Here is a 19,206-nt window from a genome sequence, read left to right as displayed (position 1 = left end):
TGGCTTCCTAGGGGGTGTCGGCGCGGCCGGGGAGGCGCGTCGGGCGGTACGGGGCGGCCGGTGTGCCGGGCACGTCCACCCGGATTGCGAAGACGGCGCCGTCGAGCGGCCCGGGCACGGAGAGGCCGATGTGGGCGCTGGTGACGAGGAGGGTGCGGCCGTCCGGACCGCCGAGGCAGAGTCCGGCGGGCTGCCCGGCCGGCAGGTCGACGATCCGGTCGAGGCTGCCGTCCGGGAGGTAGCGGTGGACCTGTCCGGTGCCCCAGACGGCGGTCCACAGCCCGCCCTCGCTGTCGGTGGTCATGCCGTCGGGGCTGCCGTCGGCGAGGGTGGCGAAGGTCTCGGGCGTGCCGGGGTCGCCGCTCGCGGGGTCGACCGGGTAACGCCGGATGATGCCCCGGGCGCTGTCGGCGAGGTACATGACGGCGCCGTCGGCGCTGAAGGCCGGGCCGTTGGGGATCGTGATGTCGCGCAGCACGCGGGTGAGGCGGCCGTCGCGGTCCAGTCGGTACAGCGAACCGGCGTCCTCGGTGGTGTCGTACGCCATGCTGCCCGCCCAGAATCGGCCGTGCGGGTCGGCGACGCCGTCGTTCATCCGGATCGCCATCGGGGCGTCGTCCTCGGGGCGGGCGATCCAGTCGACGCCCCCCGAGGGGTCGATGCGGCAGATGCCGGTGCCCGCCGCCGCGACCCAGTGGCCGGGGTGCCCCTCGACCGGGGCCACCGCGCCTAGCGGGCAGGGCAGTTGCGCGATCAGCCGGTGCGGGTCGGCGGGGCCGTCGGAAGCGGCGAGCAGCCGGCCGCTGAGGATGTCGGTGAGCACGGCGCGGCCGTCCGTCCAGCGGATGCCCTCGCCGAGTTCGAGGCGGTCGGTCCCGAGGACCGCGGGGGGCACGGTGCCGGTCATGGACGGGCCTGCGCGCGGACGACGTCCAGGAAGCCGCGGGCGCGTTCGCGCAGGGCGGTGATGCTGCCGCCCTCGGCGGCGTCCCCGATCAGGGGAGATCCGACGCCGACGGCGATGGCGCCGCCCCGCAGATATGTCATGGCGGCCGGCGCGTCCACTCCCCCGACGGGCACGAAGGGCAGGTCGGGGAAGGGGCCACGCAGGTCCCGCAGGTAGCCGGGGCCGCCCGCGCTGCCGGCCGGGAAGAGCTTGAGGGCGTCGGCGCCGAGCCGCAGTGCCTGGAGGATGTCGGTGGGGGTCATCACCCCGGCGAGCACAGGGAGTCCGAGCTCCCGGCCGGTGGCGACGCCGTCGCTGACCGCGGGGGTGACGAGGAAGGCGGCGCCGGCCTTGTGGGCGGCCCGTGCGTCCTCGGCACTGAGCACGGTTCCGGCACCGAGGGTCGCGTCCGGACCGAGCGCGGCGCGCGCCCGGGCGATGACGCCGAGCGCGTCACGTCCGCTGAGGGACACCTCGATGAGGGTGATCCCCTCCTCGACGAGGGTGAGCACGGTGGTCAGGGCGGCGTCCGGGTCACTGCCGCGGACGATGGCGAGCAGCCGGTGGGCACGCAGCGCGGCGAGCAGGTCCATCCGACATCCCTTCTGGTGATGGGCGTTCAGGGGCGGCGGGTCGCGGCGACCGTGAGCCGCCAGGCGACCTCGCCGGAGGGCGGGACGACGGCCGTGTCGCCGTCGTCGGCCCCGGTGCGGTCGAAGACACGGCCGAGCATCGGCTCGACGCCGATCGAGCGGTACGGCGCGTCCTGGGGGAAGCCGCCAAGATTGCGCCACAGCGCGACCGCGACCGGCTGTCCGCCGGCCTCGACGGACAGGTGCAGCGCGTCGGGGCCGTCGTGCACGGTCACCCGCGGGGTGAGGACGACCGCCCCTACGGCGGTCCCGTCATCCGGGCCGAGCCGGTCGAGGGGGATGCCCTCGACGCGCGGCCACTGACCGGTGATCCAGCCGGCGCCCTCGTCCGGATAGAGCCGGGTCTGCGCGCCCGCGTCGATGCCGATCCACGCGTCCGGGGAGAGCTCCAGCAGGGCGTGGGCGGCCCAGACGAAGCGGTAGCCGGGCTCGGCGGTGAGCGTGTAGTCGGCGACGGCGTCCCCCGCCTCCGCGCTCAGGCGCCGGGTCAGCCGGAAGTCGGGGCAGTCCACGACCTCCGCGTCCCCCTCCCGGTGCCAGGGCCGTGACCAGGCGTCACCGTGGTCGGGCAGCCCGCGCACGGTGGGTACGCACTCCTCCAGGCCGCCGGCGTCGGCGAAGGGGTCGCCGGGCCGGACCAGGATGCGGCGGGGCTCGTCGCGGTGCCAGAGCCATTGGCGGCCGCCCGCGGTCAGCGAGGTCCAGCAGCCGCCGTGGTCGAGGTCGGTGACCACGGCGACCGGGACCCGGTCGCCGCTCACCATTCGGCGAAGGAGCCGTCGGCGTGCCGCCACACCGGGTTCCGCCAGGCATGGCCGGAACGGTCCGCGGCGCGGACCGCGTCCTCGTCGATCACGACGCCGAGCCCGGGCAGCTCGGTGCGGCGCGCCTGGCCGTCGACGAACCGGAACGGTTCGGTGTCGACCAGGTAGGACAGCAGGTCGGCGTCCTTGTTGTAGTGGATGCCACGGCTCTGCTCCTGGATCAGGAAGTTCGGCGTGGCGAAGGCGACCTGCAGGCTGGCGGCCAGCGCGATCGGTCCGAGCGGGCAGTGCGGCGCCAGGTGCGCGCCGAAGGTCTCGGCGAGCGAGGCGATCCGGGTGACCTCCGAGATCCCGCCGGCGTGCGACAGGTCCGGCTGGGCCACGGCGATGCCCGCCGTCAGGGCCGGGAGGAAGTCGGCGCGTCCGTAGAGCCGTTCGCCGGTGGCGAGCGGCACGGACGAGGCGGCGACCAGGCCCGGCAGCAGGTGCGCCTGCTCGGGCAGGACGGGCTCCTCGACGAACAGCGGGTGCAGCGGGGCTATCTCGTGCAGCACGCGCCGCGCGTTGGCAGCGGTGAACCGGCCGTGGAAGTCGACGGCGACGTCCCGGTGCGGGCCGAGTGCCTCGCGGGCGGCCGCGACGCGCTCCACGACGGCGGCCGTCTCGGCGGGGCTGCCGAGCGGCGGGGTGCGCCCGGCGGCGTTCATCTTGACGGCCGTGAAGCCCGCCTCCACCTGGGCGGTGATCTCCTCCTTGAGCCGGTCCGGCTCGTCGCCGCCGACCCAGGCGTACACCCGGACCGAGTCGCGGACGGGGCCGCCGAGCAGGGTGTGCACCGGCACTGCGAGGGCCTTGCCCGCGATGTCCCACAGGGCCTGGTCGATGCCGGCCACGGCGCTGGAGAGGACGGGCCCGCCCCGGTAGAAGCCGCCCTTGCTGAGCACCTGCCAGTGGTCCTGGATCCGCAGGGGGTCCTGGCCCACGAGGTGTTCGGCGAGCACCTCCACGGCGGTCCGCACCACCTCGGCCCGGCCCTCCACCACCGGCTCGCCCCAGCCGACGACGCCGTCGTCGGTCTCGATGCGGCAGAACAGCCAGCGGGGCGGGACGAGGAAGGTCTCGACGCGCGCGATCTTCACTGTGCCTGGCCGTCCTTCTGCTCGGCGGAGCCGTCCGCGCCCTCGGGCGCCTGCGGGCCGCTGACCTTGTCGAGGTCGCGCGTCGCCTGGTCGAGCAGGGCGCGCATGGCGTGTTCCGCGGCGTCCGGGTCCCGGTCGCGCACGGCGTCGAGGACCGCGCGGTGGCTGGGCACCGGGTCCTCGCTGTGCGGGGCGCTGTGCACCAGCTGGTCACGCTGGGCCAGGCCCGACTCGATGACCACCTCCATGCGCTCCAGCAGTTCGTTGTGGGTGGCCGCGAGCAGCGCCCGGTGGAAGGCGAGGTCGGCCGCGACGGCGTGGTTCGCGCCGCCCTCCTCGCCCATGGCCCTCAGGGCCGTCTCCAGCGCTTCCAGGTCGGCGTCGGTGCGGCGCGCCGCGGCCAGCCGTACGGCGGCGGGTTCGATGATGCCGCGGACCTCACCGAGGTTGTGCAGCAGCGCCGAGTCGGCGCCGGTGCCGCTGTTCTCGGAGAACTGCCAGCGCAGCACGTCGGCGTCGAGCAGGTTCCAGTCCGAGCGGGGCCGGACGAAGGTGCCGCGCTTCTGCCGGGCGTCGACCATGCCCTTGGCCGCGAGCACCTTCAGCGATTCACGCAGGGCCGTCAGGCTGACGTCCAGCTCGCTCTGCAGGGCCGCCATGTCGAGCGTCGCTCCCTCGGGGATCTCGCCGCTGAGCACTCGGCGGGCGAGGGTCTCCACGGTCTGGCCGTGCACTCCGCGGCGCGCGTATGGCGTCATGTGTTTGCCTTTCTTGCTGTTCGGTGGTGGCCGGTGCGTCCGGTGCCGTCAGGCCGAGGCCTTGGTGACGCTCCAGCCACCGTCCACGAGCAGGCTCGATCCGGTGATGTAGGAGGCTTCGTCGGCGGCGAGGAAGGCGACGGCGGCGGCGACCTCCTCAGGGGTGCCGAAGCGGCGGGCCGCGGTCTCGGCGACGCTCGACGCACGGTCGGCCTGCGGGACGCGGTCCCAGGCGGCGGTCAGGATCGGCCCCGGCAGCACCGCGTTCACGCGGACGTCCGGACCGTACTCGACGGCGAGCTGACCGCACAGCGACAGCAGGGCGCCCTTGCTGGCAGCGTACGCCGGGTGGCCGGGGATGCCCCGGTGGGCGTGGACAGAGGAGACGAGCACCACGGCCCCCCGTTGCTCGCGCAGGTCGGGCAGTGTCGCCTTCACGCCCAGGAAGGCGCCGGTGAGGTTGACGGACAGCTGCCGTTCCCACGAAGCGAGGCTGGTCTCGTGGGCCGGCGCGACGGCCACTGTGTACGCGTTGCTGACCAGGACGCCCACGGGCCCGAAACCGTGGGCGGCGGTGACCACCCGCTGCCAGTCGTCCTCGTCCGCGACGTCGGCGGCGACGAACAGGGCCCGGGCCCCGTCCTCCCGCAGCCGCTCGGCGGTCCCCTCGCCGCGGTCGGCGGCGATGTCGACGAGGACGACGGCCGCGCCCTCCACGGCGAGACGGGCCGCGGTCGCCGCGCCGATGCCCGACGCGGCGCCGGTGACGACGGCGACGCGGTTGGTGAAGCGGGCCGCTGGGTTCATGGGGTGGGTCGTCTCCTGTTCGAGGGGGCGGGTGGGTGCAGATTCTTCCGCTGTCGTCACTGACGGGAAAGGACGGTCAACTCCGCGTCGTGATCCGCGGTCCAGGCGTACGGCAGTCCCGAGTGGAGGAGGTACGCGCCGCTGTAGCGGGTGCCGGTGGCCGTGTCGGTGTAGACGGCGTCCGGTCGCAGCCCGCGCAGTCGCAGCCGGGCGGCGCGGCCGGGCACCAGGGGCGCGCCGTCGAGGAGGCCGGTGTTCCAGGCCGTCACCACCAGGCGGTCACCGCCCGGTTCCTCGTACTGGACGCCGCAGGTCGGGTCGGCGGGGCTGCCCAGCAGGTGGACCTCGCCGTGGTGGACGACGTCGCGGATCTCCTTGTAGCGGGCGATCCACCGGGCGGCCTCGGCCCGCTGCCCGGGCGTCCAGTGGCGGATGTCGGCGCCGATGCCGAGCACGCCCGCCATGGAGCTGACGAAGCGGAAGGCGAGCGAGCGCGGCCGCGGGTCGAAGACGCCGGGGGCGTCGGTGACCCAGGAGCTCATGGTGTGCGGGGCGTGCGCGTGCAGATAGCCGTACTGGATGCGCAGCCGGTCCATGGGCGCGGTGTTGTCGCTGGGCCACACCACGTCGGTGCGCGCGATGGTGGCGTGCTCGACGCGGCCGCCGCCGCCCGCGCAGCCCTCGACGGTGACGTGCGGGTGGGCGGTGCGCAGGTGGTCCAGGACGCGGAGGTAGCCGGCGACGTGCGCGGCGTCGAGGTCCTGGCGCTCGGGATCGGCGCCCGACGCGTGCCCGGGGCGGCCCCGCTCGGTGGGCGGACGGTTCATGTCCCACTTGAGGTAGCTGATGGCGTGGGAACCGAGCAACCGGTCCAGGGTGCCGATGACGAATTCCTGGACGTCCTCGCGGCCGAGGTCGAGCAGCAACTGGTTGCGCACGAGCGTGGCGGGCCGGCCGTCGATGCGGTACACCCACTCGGGGTGCTCGGCGTAGAGCCTGGAGCGGGGGCTGATGCCCTCGGGTTCGACCCACAGGCCGAAGTCCAGGCCGAGGGAGCGGACGTCCTCGACGAACCGGTCGAATCCGGCGGGGAACTCGGCGGGGTCCGGGTCCCAGTCACCGAGGCCGCCGGTGTCGTCGGGCCGTCCGGTGAACCAGCCGTCGTCGACGACGAAGAGTTCGGCGCCGAGTTCGGCGGCGACCTTGGCGAGCTCCAGCTGGCCCTCGGCGTCGACGTCGAAGCCGGTGGCCTCCCACGAGTTGTAGAGCACCTTGCGGGGCCGGTCGATGCGCTCGCCGGTCAGGTGCCGCTCGTAGCGGTGCCAGACGCGGGCCAGGCCGTCGAGGCCGTCGGCACTGAAGGCGCAGGCCAGCCGCGGCGTGACGAGGGTGGTCCCGGGGGCGAGGCGGACGGCGCCCTCGTGGGGCACGCGGCCGGCCCGTACGCGCACCGCCCCGCCGGGCTCGGCCTCGGCGGTGATCCGCCAGTTGCCGGACCACTCCAGTGCGATGCCGTAGGTGGGCGTGGCGCCCTCGGCGGGGGTGGCCGCGTCCTGGATCGCGAGCCACGGGTGGTACGCGTGCCCGGCGGAGCCCTGTGTGCTCTCCATCTCGAAGCGTCCGCGCTCCAGCGCCACCTCCTTGAGCTGGAACTCCTGGGACCACTGGCCGGCCAGGTAGGTCAGCCGCGCGCCGCCCTGGACGGGCACGTTGACGGCGGCGGAGTCGAAGCGCTCCAGCCGCACCTCGTCCCCGCCCGTGCAGGTCAGCTCCGTCCAGCGCAGCACGACGTCGGTGCCGGGCACCGTCTGGTAGTGCAGCGCGGTGCGCAGCCCGAGGAGGTCGTCGGCGAAGTCCAGGCGCAGGGTCCGGTCGCCGTCCTGTGTGGCGCCGTCGAACCGCCACCAGCTGCCGCGGTCCCCGCCGGGGCGGGAGGCGACCAGGTCGGCGCCGGTGAACGGCCGCAGCCCGTAGGGGATGTACTCGGCCGGGGCGGCGTCGGCGGGGGTGATGAAGTGAGTGCGGCGCGACCAGTCCAGGGGCGACGGGCCGTCCTCGGCGCCGTGCGGCCCCCAGGCGGCGAGTTCGGCCCAGCGGCCGTCGCCACCGAGGGTGACGGCGTAGGTGGTGGTGTCGGTGCGCAGCAGCCACCGGTCGTGCGCGGTCACTTGACGGCTCCGAGGTTGAGTCCCGCCACGAAGTGGCGCTGGAAGCGGAGGAAGACGGCCACCGTCGGGGCGGCGGCGATCACCGAACCCGCCGCGATGACGTTCCACATGGAGACGTACTGGCCCTGCAGTCCGATGAGGGACGCGGTGATGGGCATCTGGGTGTCGGTGCGCAACACCGTGATGGCCCACAGCAGGTCGTTGAAGATCCAGGTGAACGACAGCGCGCTCAGCGCGGCCAGCGCCGGGCGGGCCAGCGGCAGGATGATCCGCCAGTAGATCTGCCAGGGGCCCGCGCCGTCGATGACGGCGGCCTGCTGGATCTCGCCGGGGATCGACCGCATGAATCCGTGCAGCACGAAGACGTAGAAGCCGACGCCGAAGCCGACCTGCACCCCGATCAGGGCGTACAGCTGGTCGTAGATGCCGAGCACTTCGCTGAGCTTGGAGACCGGGATCAGCAGGATCTGCGGGGGCAGCAGGTTGCCGCCGAGCATGAGCAGCAGCAGGACGCGCCGGAAGGGCAGGTCGTAGCGGCTGAGCGCGAAGGCGGCCATGGAGGCCAGGCCCAGCGACAGCAGCACGGTGGGGATCGTGACCAGCAGGCTGTTGATGAGGGCGCGCTGCTGGCCGCCGTCCACCCACGCCTGACGGAAGCTGTCGAAGGTGAAGGAGTGCGGCCAGCTGCCGACGCCGTGCGCGGCGATGTCGTCGAAGGTCCGGGTGCTGGTGACCAGGACGAGGACGATCGGCAGCAGCCACAGCGCGGACAGCACGGCCGCGGTGAGGTGGAAGCCCGTGGTGCGCAGGGCGCGGCCGCTCAGGAGGGGCCGGCGGGGCGCCGCGGCCGGGACCTTGGCGGCCTTGCCGTCACGGCCGGCCGGGTCCTCGACGCGCGCGGTGGCGTGGGTGGCTGTCATCAGTCGGCCTCCCGGAAGGCGCGCACGAGGTAGCTCGCGATGACGCCGAAGGCCAGCACGAAGATGACGACGGCGAGCGCGGAGCCGTATCCCAGGCGCAGGGACTGGAACGCGGTGGAGTACATGTAGGTGCTCAGCAGTTCGGAGGAGTGGTACGGGCCGCCGCGGGTGAGCGCCCACACCACGTCGAACGAGCGCAGCGAGTCGATGATGATCACCGACAGGACGACCGCGTTGACGCTGCGCAGCTGCGGCAGCGTGATGTGCCGGAACTGCTGCCGGCGGGTGGCGCCGTCGACCTTGGCCGCCTCGTACAGGGCGGGGTCGATGCCCTTGAGGCCGGCCAGGTACAGCACCATCACGTAGCCGACCTGGCGCCACAGCGCGGGCACGATCACCGCGTACAAGGCGGTGTCCTGGTCGGCGAGCCAGGCGTGCTTCCAGCCGCCGAGGCCGACGCCCTCCAGCACGTTGTTGATCAGGCCGTCCGGCTGGTACATGGCCTGCCACACCAGCGCGGTGGCGACCAGCGAGAAGACCACCGGCAGGAAGAGCGCCGCCCGGTAGAACCCGACACCGCGCCGCTCCTGCTGGAGCAGCAGCGCGGCGCCGAGTCCCAGGGCGGCGGAGAGCCCGCCGAAGAGCAGCAGCCACAGCACCGTGTTGATCGCGGCGGTGCGGAAGACCGCGTCGTGCAGCATCTCGCTGAAGTTGCCGAGGCCCACGAACTTCGGGGCCGCCAGGCCGTCCCAGGAGGTCAGGGAGAGGTAGAAACCCTGGAGGGCCGGCCAGAAGACCCAGAAGGCCTCGGCGAGCAGCGGGACGAGAACGAAGGCCAGGACCACCGGGGGCACCCGAGTGGCCCTGGACCGACGTGTGGAGCCGAGCAGCGCCATCGTCACTGGCTCCAGATCTTCTGCGCGCTGCGCTGCCAGGTGGTGAGGATGGAGCCGATCTCCTTGGGCTTCGCCAGGTAGTGCACCAGGGCGGTGTCGGCGGTCGGCTGGAGGGCGTCGCTGGAGTCGCGGTTGAAGAACTGCGTCACGTCGGCGGCGCTATCGATGAGCTTGCGGCCCTTGACCACCAGCGGGGTGCCGGCGTCCTTGGCGTCCGGGTGGGTGGGAAGCGCGGTGCCGGAGGAGTTCTTGAGGTAGAGCTCCTGCGCCTCGGCGGTGGCCAGGTAGCTCAGCAGCTCCTTGACGCCGTCGGTGCGCTTGCTGCGGGCGCTGGCGAAGTAGCCGTCGGTGGGCGCCTCCTCGGCGACCGGCACCTTGGGGTCGATGATCGGGAACTGGAAGAAGTCCAGGTCGCCCAGGGCGTCCTTCGGCGCGGCGTCGGCGAAGAAGGTGCCGATGAGCATCATGCCGGTGCGGCCCTGAAGGAGGGCGGTGGTGGCGTCCTGGAACGGTATCGCCGTGCCGTTCGGGTCGAAGAACGGCCGGGCCTGGTCCCAGGTGTCGAAGACCTTGCGGACCTCGGGGTCGTCGAAGCGGTGCTTGCCCGCCAGCAGTTCGCGGTGGTAGGCGGCACCGTTGACGCGGATGTTGAGGTAGTCGAACCACGCGGAGGCGACCCACGGGGTGTCGCCGCCGGCGCCGAGGCCGACCGGGGCGACGCCCTTGCTCTTGAGCTTGTCGCACAGGTCGAGGAACTCGTCCCAGTTCTTAGGCTCCTGGACGCCCCACTTGGCGAAGTTGGACTTCCGGTAGAACATGCCCCACCAGTAGTAGCTGGTGGGCACGAAGACCTTCTTGCCGCTGGAGGCGGAGGTGCACAGTTTCTTCAGGGCGTCGGTGTAGCCGGACAGCTCGGGCTTGCCCCAGATGTCGTCCAGGTCGAGGAGCAGGTCCTTCTTGGCGTACGACTCGGCGACGGAGCCCGGGTACCAGGTGTAGATGTCCGGCGGGTTGGCCGAGGTGAGGTACGTCGGCAACTGCGTGCGGAAGGTCTCCGACGCGACGGTGTTGAGCTTCGCCTCGGCGCCGCCACGCTTGTTGAAGGCGGCCACGAGCTGCTGCATCGAGGTCTTCGCCTGCGGGGAGGAGAGGTTGGACTGCAGGGTCACCGGGCCGCCGGACTTTCCTCCGGAGGCGGACGGGCTCTGGGTGACGCAGCTGCTGAGCAGCGCGCCGGCGCCGACGGCGCCGGACACGGCGAGGAACCGGCGGCGGCTGGCGTTGAAGGCGGTCATCTGTGCACTCCCTTAGTGCCCACGGAACGGAGCTGAGGCCCCCTGACGGCCCGGCTCTGGGTGCGGCAGGCACAGCCTGTCGCAGGGGTCAGCATCCCGTCAAGATTAATTACTAATTTATTTTCCGGGCGGTGCACCCCTCACCGAACAAGGCCTGGAGGCACGCCCGTTGGCGCCGTATGAGGCGGGTTGACGCCGGTGGAACGCAGGTGGAACGAGGTGGAGCGGGGTGCCGCGAGACGCGGCGAACGGGTCGCGCGCGGCCCGGAGCGCGTCCTGATGGACGCGGCCGTCCACCCTGCGGAAGACGGCGTGCCGGGCGCCGGTGCCACGGCGGAAACTGTGTCCGGACCCCCGAAGTCTGTCAATATTAATTGCTAATTAACTTAAAAACGCGATCTTTCGGTGACCTGAGTCCGTCACGGCACCGCGCTCCGCGGGGTTCCGTAGAATGCGGCGATGCCCCGCCCCCACCTGGTCGCCACCGATCTCGACGGCACGCTCCTGCGGAAGGACGGCACGCTCTCCGCCCGCACGCTGGACGCCCTGCGCGCCACGGCCGACGCGGGCGCGGAAATCGTCCTCGTGACCGCCCGGCCGCCCCGCTACCTCGACACGCTCGCCGCGGCCACCGGGCTCACCGGCACCGCGGTGTGCTCCAACGGCGCGATCGTGTACGACATCGGCCGCCGCACCGTCATGGGAACCAGCCCGCTCGCCGCCCCCGTCGCACGAAGGGTGGCCGCCGCCCTGCGGGACGCGGCGCCGGGCGTCGGCTTCGCCGTGGAGACGGGCCACCGGCTGCGCTGGGCCCCGGGATACGGACATCGCCTGCCCGAGGACGCCGGCGCCGAGGTCCCCGTACCCTCGCTCGCGGAACTGTGGGCGACACCGGACCCGTTCGTGAAACTGCTCGCCTGGTCGCCCGCGCTCGACGCGGACGCCCTGCTCGCCGTCGCGGAGCACGCCGCCGGCGGCCGGGCCCAGTTCACCCACTCCGGCGGCCACGGCCTGCTGGAGGTCAGCGCCCGGGGCGTCACCAAGGCGGCCGCGCTGGCGGCGCTGTGCGCGTCCCGCGGCATCGCGGCCGAGCAGGTCATCGCCTTCGGCGACATGCCCAATGACCTGCCCGTCCTGACCTGGGCGGGCACCGGCTGCGCCGTCGCCAACGCGCACCCGGCCGTGCTCACCGAGGTCGCCCACCGCACCGCCTCCAACGAGGACGACGGCGTGGCCCGCGTCCTGGAGCGGCTCTACGGGACGGGGACGGGGGAGCGCTGACACGCCAAGGGGCGGCGTCCGCCCGCACGCACCCGAGCCTTGAGAACTGGGTCCGGCAGGACACACCTCCACCAACCGGACGCGCCGCTCAGGATTCCCCGTCCCGGACTCCGCGATGAAGATGGATCTCGTCACGCGCTATCAGCGGATCAGCCACGTCATGCGTTCCCTTACTGTCTGGTGCTAACCTGTCGCAGGCGCACGTGCGCCCATCGGTCGACAGGCCAGAAGACATTTTTCCGCAATACACAACTAATGCTGGACCAGATAGTTGTAGCTCACTCAGTTCTGCTCAATGCGGGTGACCGTTCTCTTGACCCGCAAAAAGCTACAACGGGGAGGTCGGATCTGGTCGACTGGAAGGTGTGGCGCACGTGTCAGAATCCGCACGCGGTTTGCTCTCGGAGCTCATCGACCTGTCTGACTTCCGCTTGGACGATCTCGGAGGCATGACCGGTCTGGAGCATGCATGGGGAGCGCTGCGGAGCGGCTTGATGCGCGCATCGGCCCCGTTGTGCGAAGGCAGCATCGCGCCCGGATACGAGACGACTTACGGGGCCATGACGAGCGTGACCACCATTGACCTCGGCTGAACCATACCTGGTCGCTCGCGAAACACTGATCGGCGTGGCCCGCGGAGACGTCGGCCAAGCCGATATCGCGTTATTGGCATCGGCTCAGCGCAGCCGACTGCTCTTGGCGCTCACAGCACTCCTGCGTACCGCCGAGGCCTCCGCTGCTTCAGCGCCGGAACCCGGCCCATCACCCACCGGCCCGCGCGAGGTCTGGGCGACGCTTTGTGCGGTGCAGCGCGTCGCTCCCGAAGCCGTCGAGACCGTGCTGCGCGACCCGGCCGTCGGTGCCTGGGCGTTCGCGCTGGTGCGTCGACTAGCACGGCCGACGGCTGAATCAGTTTCCGATTCACCCAGATGGGCGGCGAGCGCGGTTCTCGGAACCCTCGCAGCGGCAGCCGCCATTCGTGCCGGAGTCCCCTGCTCCCTTCGCGTTCCGGTCCGGGACGGCCGGCTGTGGCTCCCGTCCCTGGGCATCACGGCAAGCGTGGGCCCTGCGCCGTGGGCCGTGGTGAGCGTGGAGGCCGGGCCGGACGGAGGCCTGGTCTCCGGCGAATGCGGGTCCGTACACGTGCCCAAAGATCCGACGGCGCCCGCCGAAGGCTGGTCGCCGCTACAGACGGTAAGCCCAGCGGGCCGGGACGGGACACAGGCAGCGGTACTCGATCACCTTTCTCCCTATCGCGACTTCCGGGCGTTGCGCGGCCCCACCGACCTGGGTCCGACGGCCGTATCAAGCTGGCGCTCACTACTGACCAAGGCGTACGAGCTCCTCCGCGAGAGCAACCCGGCCGCCCACCGCATGGTGTCGGGGACGGTACGCTCGGTCGTTCCGGTCGAGGGTGCGGGACCATTACGAGTCGTCAGCGCGTCCATCCCTGACGCCTTCGGCGCATTGACCATGTCGCTGCCCGAGGACGCACAGTCATTGGCCGCCACGCTCGTCCATGAGTCCCAGCATCAGTTGCTCACCGCTCTGGACCATCTGGTGCCCCTTCTGAAACCGACGGAGCATACGGAGCAAGGAGCCGAGGCCCTGTACTTCGCACCCTGGCGTGCCGATGCGCGCCCGCTGCGTGGTCTGCTCTTCGGAGCTCACGCCTTCGCCGGGGTCGCTGCGTTCTGGAGAGGCCGCCGCGAGGCCGATGGGGAGCGTGCGGACTTCGAGTTCGCCGTGCACAGGTGGCAGGTACGGTCGGCACTGGCCGCTCTGCGCAGTGCCGAGGGCCTCACCTACGCCGGTAACGTCGTCGTCCAGGCTGTGGCCGAGTTGGTCGGCGACTGGAGTCAGGAGTCGGTGAACAAGCCGGCGGGCTCCCTTGCCGAGCTGTGTTGCCGGGACCAGTGGGCGTCGTGGCGAGCGGCACATCTGGCAGTGGATGCCGCCGACGCAGACGAGCTCGCTCGTCGCTGGCACGCCGGCCAGCCCGCACCTCGCCACCTGCCCCCCGCCCGTATGGTCCACTCCGCCACAGCTCCAGAGGCCGGCGCCAGGACCTGGCTGGCAAGACTGTGGGTGACGCGCCCCGATGCCTTCAAACAAGTGTGGGCCGCTGCGGAGACCAGCGACGCAGACATGCTGGGGATCACGGGAGCGACCGCGGCGGACGTCGCACTGATCACCGGAGACACGGAGGGGGCGCTGGCGGCGTACCGCGAAGCGACCCCTGCACCGGCCACCTGGATTGGCCTCGGCCTGGCGTCCCCAGGAGTGTCGCTGCTTGCCGAGCGTCCTGACCTCGTCCTGGCCGTTCATGCCGCCCTGGAACGGCTGGACAGACGATCCCCAGGACCCGAACCCCTTGCCGTCTGGCTCGGTACCGGTCTCGCAGGAACCGCTCGGCCATCAGACACCCAGTAGGTCGATGTCAACGTTGGCCCGGCGATTGCGCTCCGCATCGATGCTCGCCGGATGTTGCGGGCCGTGCACCTGCCGGATGGCCGCCAGCGCTCGCTCGTACAACGTGCGCGCCGCCGCGACCTGGCCCAGGGCTTTCAGGTCGTACGACAGGTTGAGCATGACCGCCAGCGTCGCGGGATGGTTCGCTCCTCGAACCGAGGTGCTCACGTCGAGCAGCACGGTGTCCAGATCATGAGCCTCCTGGAAGTGGTTCTGGGCCCAGAGGTCGCTGGCGAGCCCGGTTCGCGACACCAAGGTGCGGGGGTGATCCGCACTGAGCACGTTGCTCAGCCCGTGCACTGCCGCTTGGTCCAGCTCCCGGGCTTCATCGACGCGGCCCAACAGGCGGAGCGTGACGGCCAAGTTGTTGGCCGTCGCATAGGTGTGCGGGTGCTCACGGCCCAGCAGAGCCGTACACCGCTCCATGGTGGCCCGGCCGAGCTGGGCCGCCCCTTCGAGGTCTCCTGTCTGCCGGAGGTCCGTCGCGTGGTTCTGGGATGCGCGGACGGTCTCCAGCGAGTCCTCTCCGAACTGCGCCCTGAGAACGGACAGCACCATGAAGGACAGTTCCCGCGCGCCCGCATGGTCGCCCAGCTTGCGCAGGGTCACGGACAGTTCACGGGTGGCCCGGATCGCGAGATCGTGCTTCGGGCCGAGCATCGAGTGCGTCAGGTCCCTGAGGGACGAGAACACCTGCCTCGCCTCGTCCAGTCGGCCCAGTTCCTGAAGGTCCAGACCCATCTGATAGCGGCTGCTCAGGGTTCGCGTGTTGTAGTCCCCCAGGACCTCGACACGGCGCTCGTACGTCTCCTCGTCGATCCGAAGCGCCTCCTGGAAGTCACCGGCCAAACGCAGGCTGACGGTGTAGTTGTGGGCGGCATGCAACGTGCCGGTGTCGTACGAACCGAGTTCCAGCCGCGTCGTTTGGTATGCCTGCTGGTCCAATTCCCGTGCTCCGTAGAAGTCACCTCGCAGTCGCAGGAGAATCGCCATCACACTGACGGCTCGCTGGGTGAGTTCATGGCGTTCTCCCAGGACCCGTCGGCACCGCTCCAGCAATTCGGCCTGCAACTCATACGCCGCGTCGTACTGGTTCAGCCAGCGCAAGGTCAGGGCACGGGCCTGGTCGGCGGCGATGATGTGCTCGTGGTCCTCCCCCAGAAGGCGGCGCCAGATGTCACATGCCTCCTCCGCGAGTTTCAAGCCTTCCTGGTAGTCACTGCGCTCCCGCAGGAAGACTGCCTCGTTCAGCACCAGCTGACGGGCCCATCCGTCCTCGCACTCCACCAGCCTCGTGGCCCTCACATGCGGCAGGAGCGCCGAGTAGCGAGCCCACTCGTCCGGCTGCCCGGGATTCCTGGGGTCGGCGTTCGCGAGGATCTCATGTGCGCAGTGACGCATCTCGATGCGTTCCGCCGTATCCATCTGCTCGACGAGGACCCGCTGCACGAGACGGTGGACCTGGATGGTGGAGTTCCGGTGGTCGATGCGGGCCAGTGCGTAGCGCCCGATCTCACGGATGGCCTGGGACAGCTTGATCGGGTCGTCGAGCGCAGCCCGTAGGGCGGAAGGGGCGGTGACGCCGCGCACCGCTTCGAAGAACCCGCGTGAGATCGGCTCCGGCGCGAAGAACGCGCAGATCTGCAGCAGTTGGAGCGCAGCCGGGTGGTCCTCGCGCAGGCGGTCGAGCGACACGTTCCACGCCGCCGCCACGGGAAGGTCGTAGTCGGGGGGAGGAGATACCTCCAGGAGTTCGGCGCACTTCGTCTCGAACAGTTCCAGGTACTGTTGCGCCGGCATCCCCGTCTCGGCGAGCCACACGGCCGCCTGCTCCACGGCCAGCGGCAGGTCACCGAGCGCGTCCGCCAGTCGGTCCGCAGCCTCATCCGGGATCTGCGGACTGCGTCGCTTGATCAGCTCGACGCTTTCCGGACGGGTGAAGACATCCACTTCGAGCGAACTCGCCAGGGTGGACCACTGGGAGTTGCGGGACGTCACCAGGACTCGGCCCGGCCCGTTGCGGGGGAAGAACTGGAGGACCTCGTGCGGGTTCTCCGCGTTGTCGAAGACCAGTAACCAGTTCTTGTACGGCCGGCCCCGCCGCAGCGCCTCGAGGACGGTCGGAACGGCGCTGCGGTTGGCACCCGCGTCCAGCCCCATGTGCTCCCCCAGCTCGATGAGGGACTGCACGACGAGGTTGATCTGCTCGGCGGGTATCCACCAGATGAGTTCATACTCCTTCCCGTAGCGGTAGACGTACTCGATCGCTATCTGGGATTTCCCGACCCCGCCCATTCCGTGCAGGGCCTCGGGCAGGACCGCGGTAGTGACTCCGCTGGCAAGTCGTTGACGTAGCACGGCGAGGAGTTCTTCACGCCCTGTGAAATTGCGATTTCGCAGTGGAAGATTGCCGCCGAATTGCGGCTGAGGCGGCAGGAACTGCCGCGAGCTTTCCGTTCCTGAATTGGACATGGCTTCTCCCCGAACGGCTCGAGAACGTGGCTCCGTCTCCGTGGACTCGCTTGCTTTTCCTGGCCCGAAAGGACTTTCCTGCGCTCCCGCTCGACCGCCGCCGCCGTACCGCTCCGCGCCCTCCCCGTCGTCCAGGAGGCCGTCGAGCCGCGCCGCCCTCGCGAGGTAAGGACCCGAAAGAGCCTTGAAGACAGCCCGCAGAGGACGGACGAAGGGCAGCGTGTCGGGAGTCACCGGCAGGTCGACGTGATCCGCCCGCCATGACAGGGGGTCGTCGTCCTGCACGCCGGAAGCAGCCACCCGGGGACCCAGGACTTCCGACACCTGGCGCAGTACGTGCAACGTCTCGAAACGTGTGCCGAGGGCCAGCAACTCCTCCCTGACGCCCTCCACGAAATCAAAGGAAACGCGCTCGGCGTCCTCCACGTCCGCACCGTTTTCGATTCGGCGCAACAATCCGAACATCATGATTTCGGCGGTATTCCAGTTCTGCGCTCCGGGCACGGAATCCTGGATGATGCGCATCACAGGCAGGTTGAGGGGTGCGGCAGCCAGCCGGCAGGCAAGCCGGAATGCCGTCGGGGACGCCTTCGCCATGAAATTCTGCACGGATTCACGGGCGGAGTCACGCGTACGGTTCGGGTCGTTCGCCGGACGCCTGGAGCCGGAGCCCGCCGGCGCGTCGTTCCCGGCCGATTGGAGGGACGTGTGGGCCCCCAGGTCTCCTCGTCTGCCGGTGAGCAGGACCGCGGATGTGTGACGGCCGCCCGGGGACGCCACCAGGCGGGCCCAACGACCGAGCGACCCGGGGGTCATCTCCACCAGAGGTATGGGGACCGCCTGCCCTGAGCGCGACGGCAGCAGTCCACCAGGCCGTGACGGGGAGGAGGCCGACCGCATCACCGAGCACATGCGGTTCGCGGCGGCGGTGTGCGGGACCTTCAACTGGACGCGAAAGGCACTGGGAACGGTGAACTCCCACAACTCCTGCGGCAGCAGGCTGAGCACCGCCGTGGGAGAGATCCTGCCCTTGGCGTTGAGGAAGGCCGCTGCTTCACCGTTCCGCCATGTCTCGGCCACCGCGTCGGTGATGACCAGCACGGGGCAGTCCGTTCCTGACCGGAGTTCTCGAGGGCGATGCAGGGAGTGCCCGTCGCGGCGGGCACGTGGTCCCGCCTCGGACAGGTCGACTCGGGTCGTGCTGACGGTGCGGAAGAGAGCCGCGCTCTCCACCATGTCCACGAACACCGGAACGACGTCCTGCCACAGGGCCATCGACGCACTCGCGTCCACGATCAACCACAGATCATGACGGCGCTCCATGACCGGACGACGGACCGGCAGCCACCACCCCTCCGAGGCCGCGCGCTCCGCCGTTGCGTCCTCGTCCATGTCCCAGGCGTGAGGGGAGGCGCGAAACAGCCCGAGCGGCTTGAGGGACCGCGCCAGCGCGAGTGCGCCCGGCAAGCGCACGGAGGTACGCCGCCCGCGCCGGTCCGACTCGCCTTCCGGACGGTGGTGGCCCCCGCCCGGACCCCGCCGCCGGTTCTCCCCGTCCGGCTGGACGTCGTTGCCGGGGTGGTACTCGACGAGGTGGGTGGGCGACGAGCGCACCCCCTGTGGGCCGCGGCCCGAACTCGCCGGGGTCGTCGACAGGCCCTCCACATCACGTGCGCCCGGAGCCGCCGACACGGAATCCGCGTACGCTGCGAGATAGATCGCGTCCCGGACCTCCGGCCCGGTGGGCATGGACCGCTGTTCGTCCCCCGCGGCCGCCATCAGAACTTCGTCCCGGGTCCCGACCCGTTGAGACGGTGCCACACCGCTTCGACGATCTCGTACAGCGAGCCGTCCTGGCCGCCGATCCCCCCGGACGTCGCCAGGTAGAGCGAGTTGAGGAGCTGGTCCTTGGACAGTCCGCCGCGTTCCCGGCTGCGTTCGAGGAACCTGGCGATGAGGTCACCTCCCCACTGCCGTGCCGTCTCCTCCCCGAAGTGTGCGGTGAGCATGTCGGCCAGGTCGTCCTGGCCCGGTTCCGGCATGTCGAGCAGCAGGCAGCGCCGCAGGAAGGCCGGCGGGAACTCCCGCTCGCTGTTGGAGGTCATCACGATCAGCGGGAAGGCGTGGCAGGTGACCGTTCCGTCGCGCACCTCGGCCTCACCTCCGGGGTCGCTGGTCAGGACACGCACCACCGGGTGCCGGCGCCGGGCCCGCAACAACTCGGGGATGGCGAAACTGCCCTCCTCGAAGATGCTCAGCAGATCGTTGGCGAGATCGAGGTCGCTCTTGTCGAGCTCGTCGATGAGCAGGACCCGCGGTTCCGCGAACGGGAGCAGTGCCGTACCCAGCGGCCCCAGCTGGATGTACTCACCGATCCCCAGCGGTGCTGGGTCCGATGCCTCGGAGGGATCACCGTCACGGGCCGCCCGGGCAGCCGCGGTGTCCTGGACACGGCCGATCGCGTCGTAGTCGTACAACCCGCGCTGCAAAGTGGTGCGACTGGTGATGTGCCACCGCAGGACCCGCCCCAAGCGCAGTTCACGACTGATGCGGTACGCCAAGCTCGACTTCCCGGTGCCGGGTCGCCCGCTGACCAGCAAGGGCCGGCGCAGCAGCAGGGCCGCGTTCACCATGT

Annotated in this window: 15 protein-coding genes; 3 read left to right on the top strand and 12 right to left on the bottom strand. The window is 70.9% G+C overall.

The genetic code is table 11. From position 1 onward, the window contains the following. Positions 1-7: 7 nt before the first annotated feature. From ACRWNP_RS25130 to ACRWNP_RS25085, 10 genes are read right to left on the bottom strand one after another with little or no spacing between them, the layout of a single operon-like run. Positions 8-907, bottom strand: coding sequence for an SMP-30/gluconolactonase/LRE family protein (locus ACRWNP_RS25130; RefSeq protein WP_431965048.1), 900 nt, complete (start codon positions 905-907; stop codon positions 8-10). Then, positions 904-1,539 carry a bifunctional 4-hydroxy-2-oxoglutarate aldolase/2-dehydro-3-deoxy-phosphogluconate aldolase gene (locus ACRWNP_RS25125; protein WP_431965046.1) on the bottom strand — a complete coding sequence of 212 codons (636 nt, stop codon included), beginning with the start codon at positions 1,537-1,539 and terminating at the stop codon, positions 904-906. The genes ACRWNP_RS25130 and ACRWNP_RS25125 overlap by 4 nt, the downstream gene beginning before the upstream one ends. Positions 1,540-1,565: 26 nt before the next feature. After that, complete coding sequence (locus tag ACRWNP_RS25120; RefSeq protein ID WP_431965044.1) at positions 1,566-2,363, bottom strand: hypothetical protein; 798 nt, start codon at positions 2,361-2,363, stop codon at positions 1,566-1,568. Continuing rightward, positions 2,357-3,502 carry a galactonate dehydratase gene (dgoD, locus tag ACRWNP_RS25115; protein ID WP_431965042.1) on the bottom strand — a complete coding sequence of 382 codons (1,146 nt, stop codon included), beginning with the start codon at positions 3,500-3,502 and terminating at the stop codon, positions 2,357-2,359. The genes ACRWNP_RS25120 and dgoD overlap by 7 nt, the downstream gene beginning before the upstream one ends. Further along, on the bottom strand, positions 3,499-4,260 hold the full coding sequence (locus tag ACRWNP_RS25110; RefSeq protein ID WP_431965040.1) for a FadR/GntR family transcriptional regulator: 762 nt from the start codon (positions 4,258-4,260) through the stop codon (positions 3,499-3,501). Before ACRWNP_RS25110 ends, dgoD begins: the two co-directional genes overlap by 4 nt. 48 nt (positions 4,261-4,308) lie before the next feature. Next, complete coding sequence (locus ACRWNP_RS25105; protein WP_431965038.1) at positions 4,309-5,067, bottom strand: SDR family NAD(P)-dependent oxidoreductase; 759 nt, start codon at positions 5,065-5,067, stop codon at positions 4,309-4,311. A gap of 56 nt (positions 5,068-5,123) precedes the next feature. Continuing rightward, positions 5,124-7,235: an alpha-galactosidase gene (locus tag ACRWNP_RS25100; RefSeq protein WP_431965036.1), complete on the bottom strand. Its 2,112-nt coding sequence runs from the start codon at positions 7,233-7,235 to the stop codon at positions 5,124-5,126. After that, entirely contained in the window at positions 7,232-8,155 is a 924-nt protein-coding gene (locus tag ACRWNP_RS25095; RefSeq protein ID WP_431965034.1) for a carbohydrate ABC transporter permease, read from the bottom strand. The genes ACRWNP_RS25100 and ACRWNP_RS25095 overlap by 4 nt, the downstream gene beginning before the upstream one ends. Further along, positions 8,155-9,009, bottom strand: coding sequence for a carbohydrate ABC transporter permease (locus tag ACRWNP_RS25090; RefSeq protein ID WP_431965032.1), 855 nt, complete (start codon positions 9,007-9,009; stop codon positions 8,155-8,157). Before ACRWNP_RS25090 ends, ACRWNP_RS25095 begins: the two co-directional genes overlap by 1 nt. A gap of 44 nt (positions 9,010-9,053) precedes the next feature. Then, positions 9,054-10,346: an ABC transporter substrate-binding protein gene (locus ACRWNP_RS25085; RefSeq protein ID WP_431965030.1), complete on the bottom strand. Its 1,293-nt coding sequence runs from the start codon at positions 10,344-10,346 to the stop codon at positions 9,054-9,056. A 459-nt stretch (positions 10,347-10,805) separates the two neighbouring features. On the opposite strand from ACRWNP_RS25085, the gene ACRWNP_RS25080 reads away from it, so the two are divergent. From ACRWNP_RS25080 to ACRWNP_RS25070, 3 genes are all read left to right on the top strand, one after another. Then, positions 10,806-11,627, top strand: a complete 822-nt coding sequence (locus ACRWNP_RS25080; RefSeq protein ID WP_431965028.1) for an HAD family hydrolase — start codon at positions 10,806-10,808, stop codon at positions 11,625-11,627. A gap of 374 nt (positions 11,628-12,001) precedes the next feature. Beyond that, positions 12,002-12,220: a hypothetical protein gene (locus ACRWNP_RS25075; RefSeq protein WP_431965026.1), complete on the top strand. Its 219-nt coding sequence runs from the start codon at positions 12,002-12,004 to the stop codon at positions 12,218-12,220. After that, positions 12,207-14,060 carry an HEXXH motif domain-containing protein gene (locus tag ACRWNP_RS25070; protein WP_431965024.1) on the top strand — a complete coding sequence of 618 codons (1,854 nt, stop codon included), beginning with the start codon at positions 12,207-12,209 and terminating at the stop codon, positions 14,058-14,060. The genes ACRWNP_RS25075 and ACRWNP_RS25070 overlap by 14 nt, the downstream gene beginning before the upstream one ends. On the opposite strand, the gene fxsT is transcribed toward ACRWNP_RS25070, so the two are convergent. Both fxsT and ACRWNP_RS25060 read right to left on the bottom strand, forming a co-directional pair. Then, on the bottom strand, positions 14,046-18,350 hold the full coding sequence (fxsT, locus tag ACRWNP_RS25065; RefSeq protein ID WP_431965023.1) for an FxSxx-COOH system tetratricopeptide repeat protein: 4,305 nt from the start codon (positions 18,348-18,350) through the stop codon (positions 14,046-14,048). The genes ACRWNP_RS25070 and fxsT overlap by 15 nt on opposite strands. Beyond that, positions 18,350-19,204, bottom strand: coding sequence for an AAA family ATPase (locus ACRWNP_RS25060; RefSeq protein ID WP_431965021.1), 855 nt, complete (start codon positions 19,202-19,204; stop codon positions 18,350-18,352). The genes fxsT and ACRWNP_RS25060 overlap by 1 nt, the downstream gene beginning before the upstream one ends. Between the last annotated feature and the right edge of the window lie 2 nt (positions 19,205-19,206).

This window comes from Actinacidiphila sp. bgisy160 (assembly GCF_965342435.1).
Taxonomy (GTDB): domain Bacteria; phylum Actinomycetota; class Actinomycetes; order Streptomycetales; family Streptomycetaceae; genus Actinacidiphila.
This window is presented reverse-complemented; position numbering and strand designations above follow the sequence as displayed.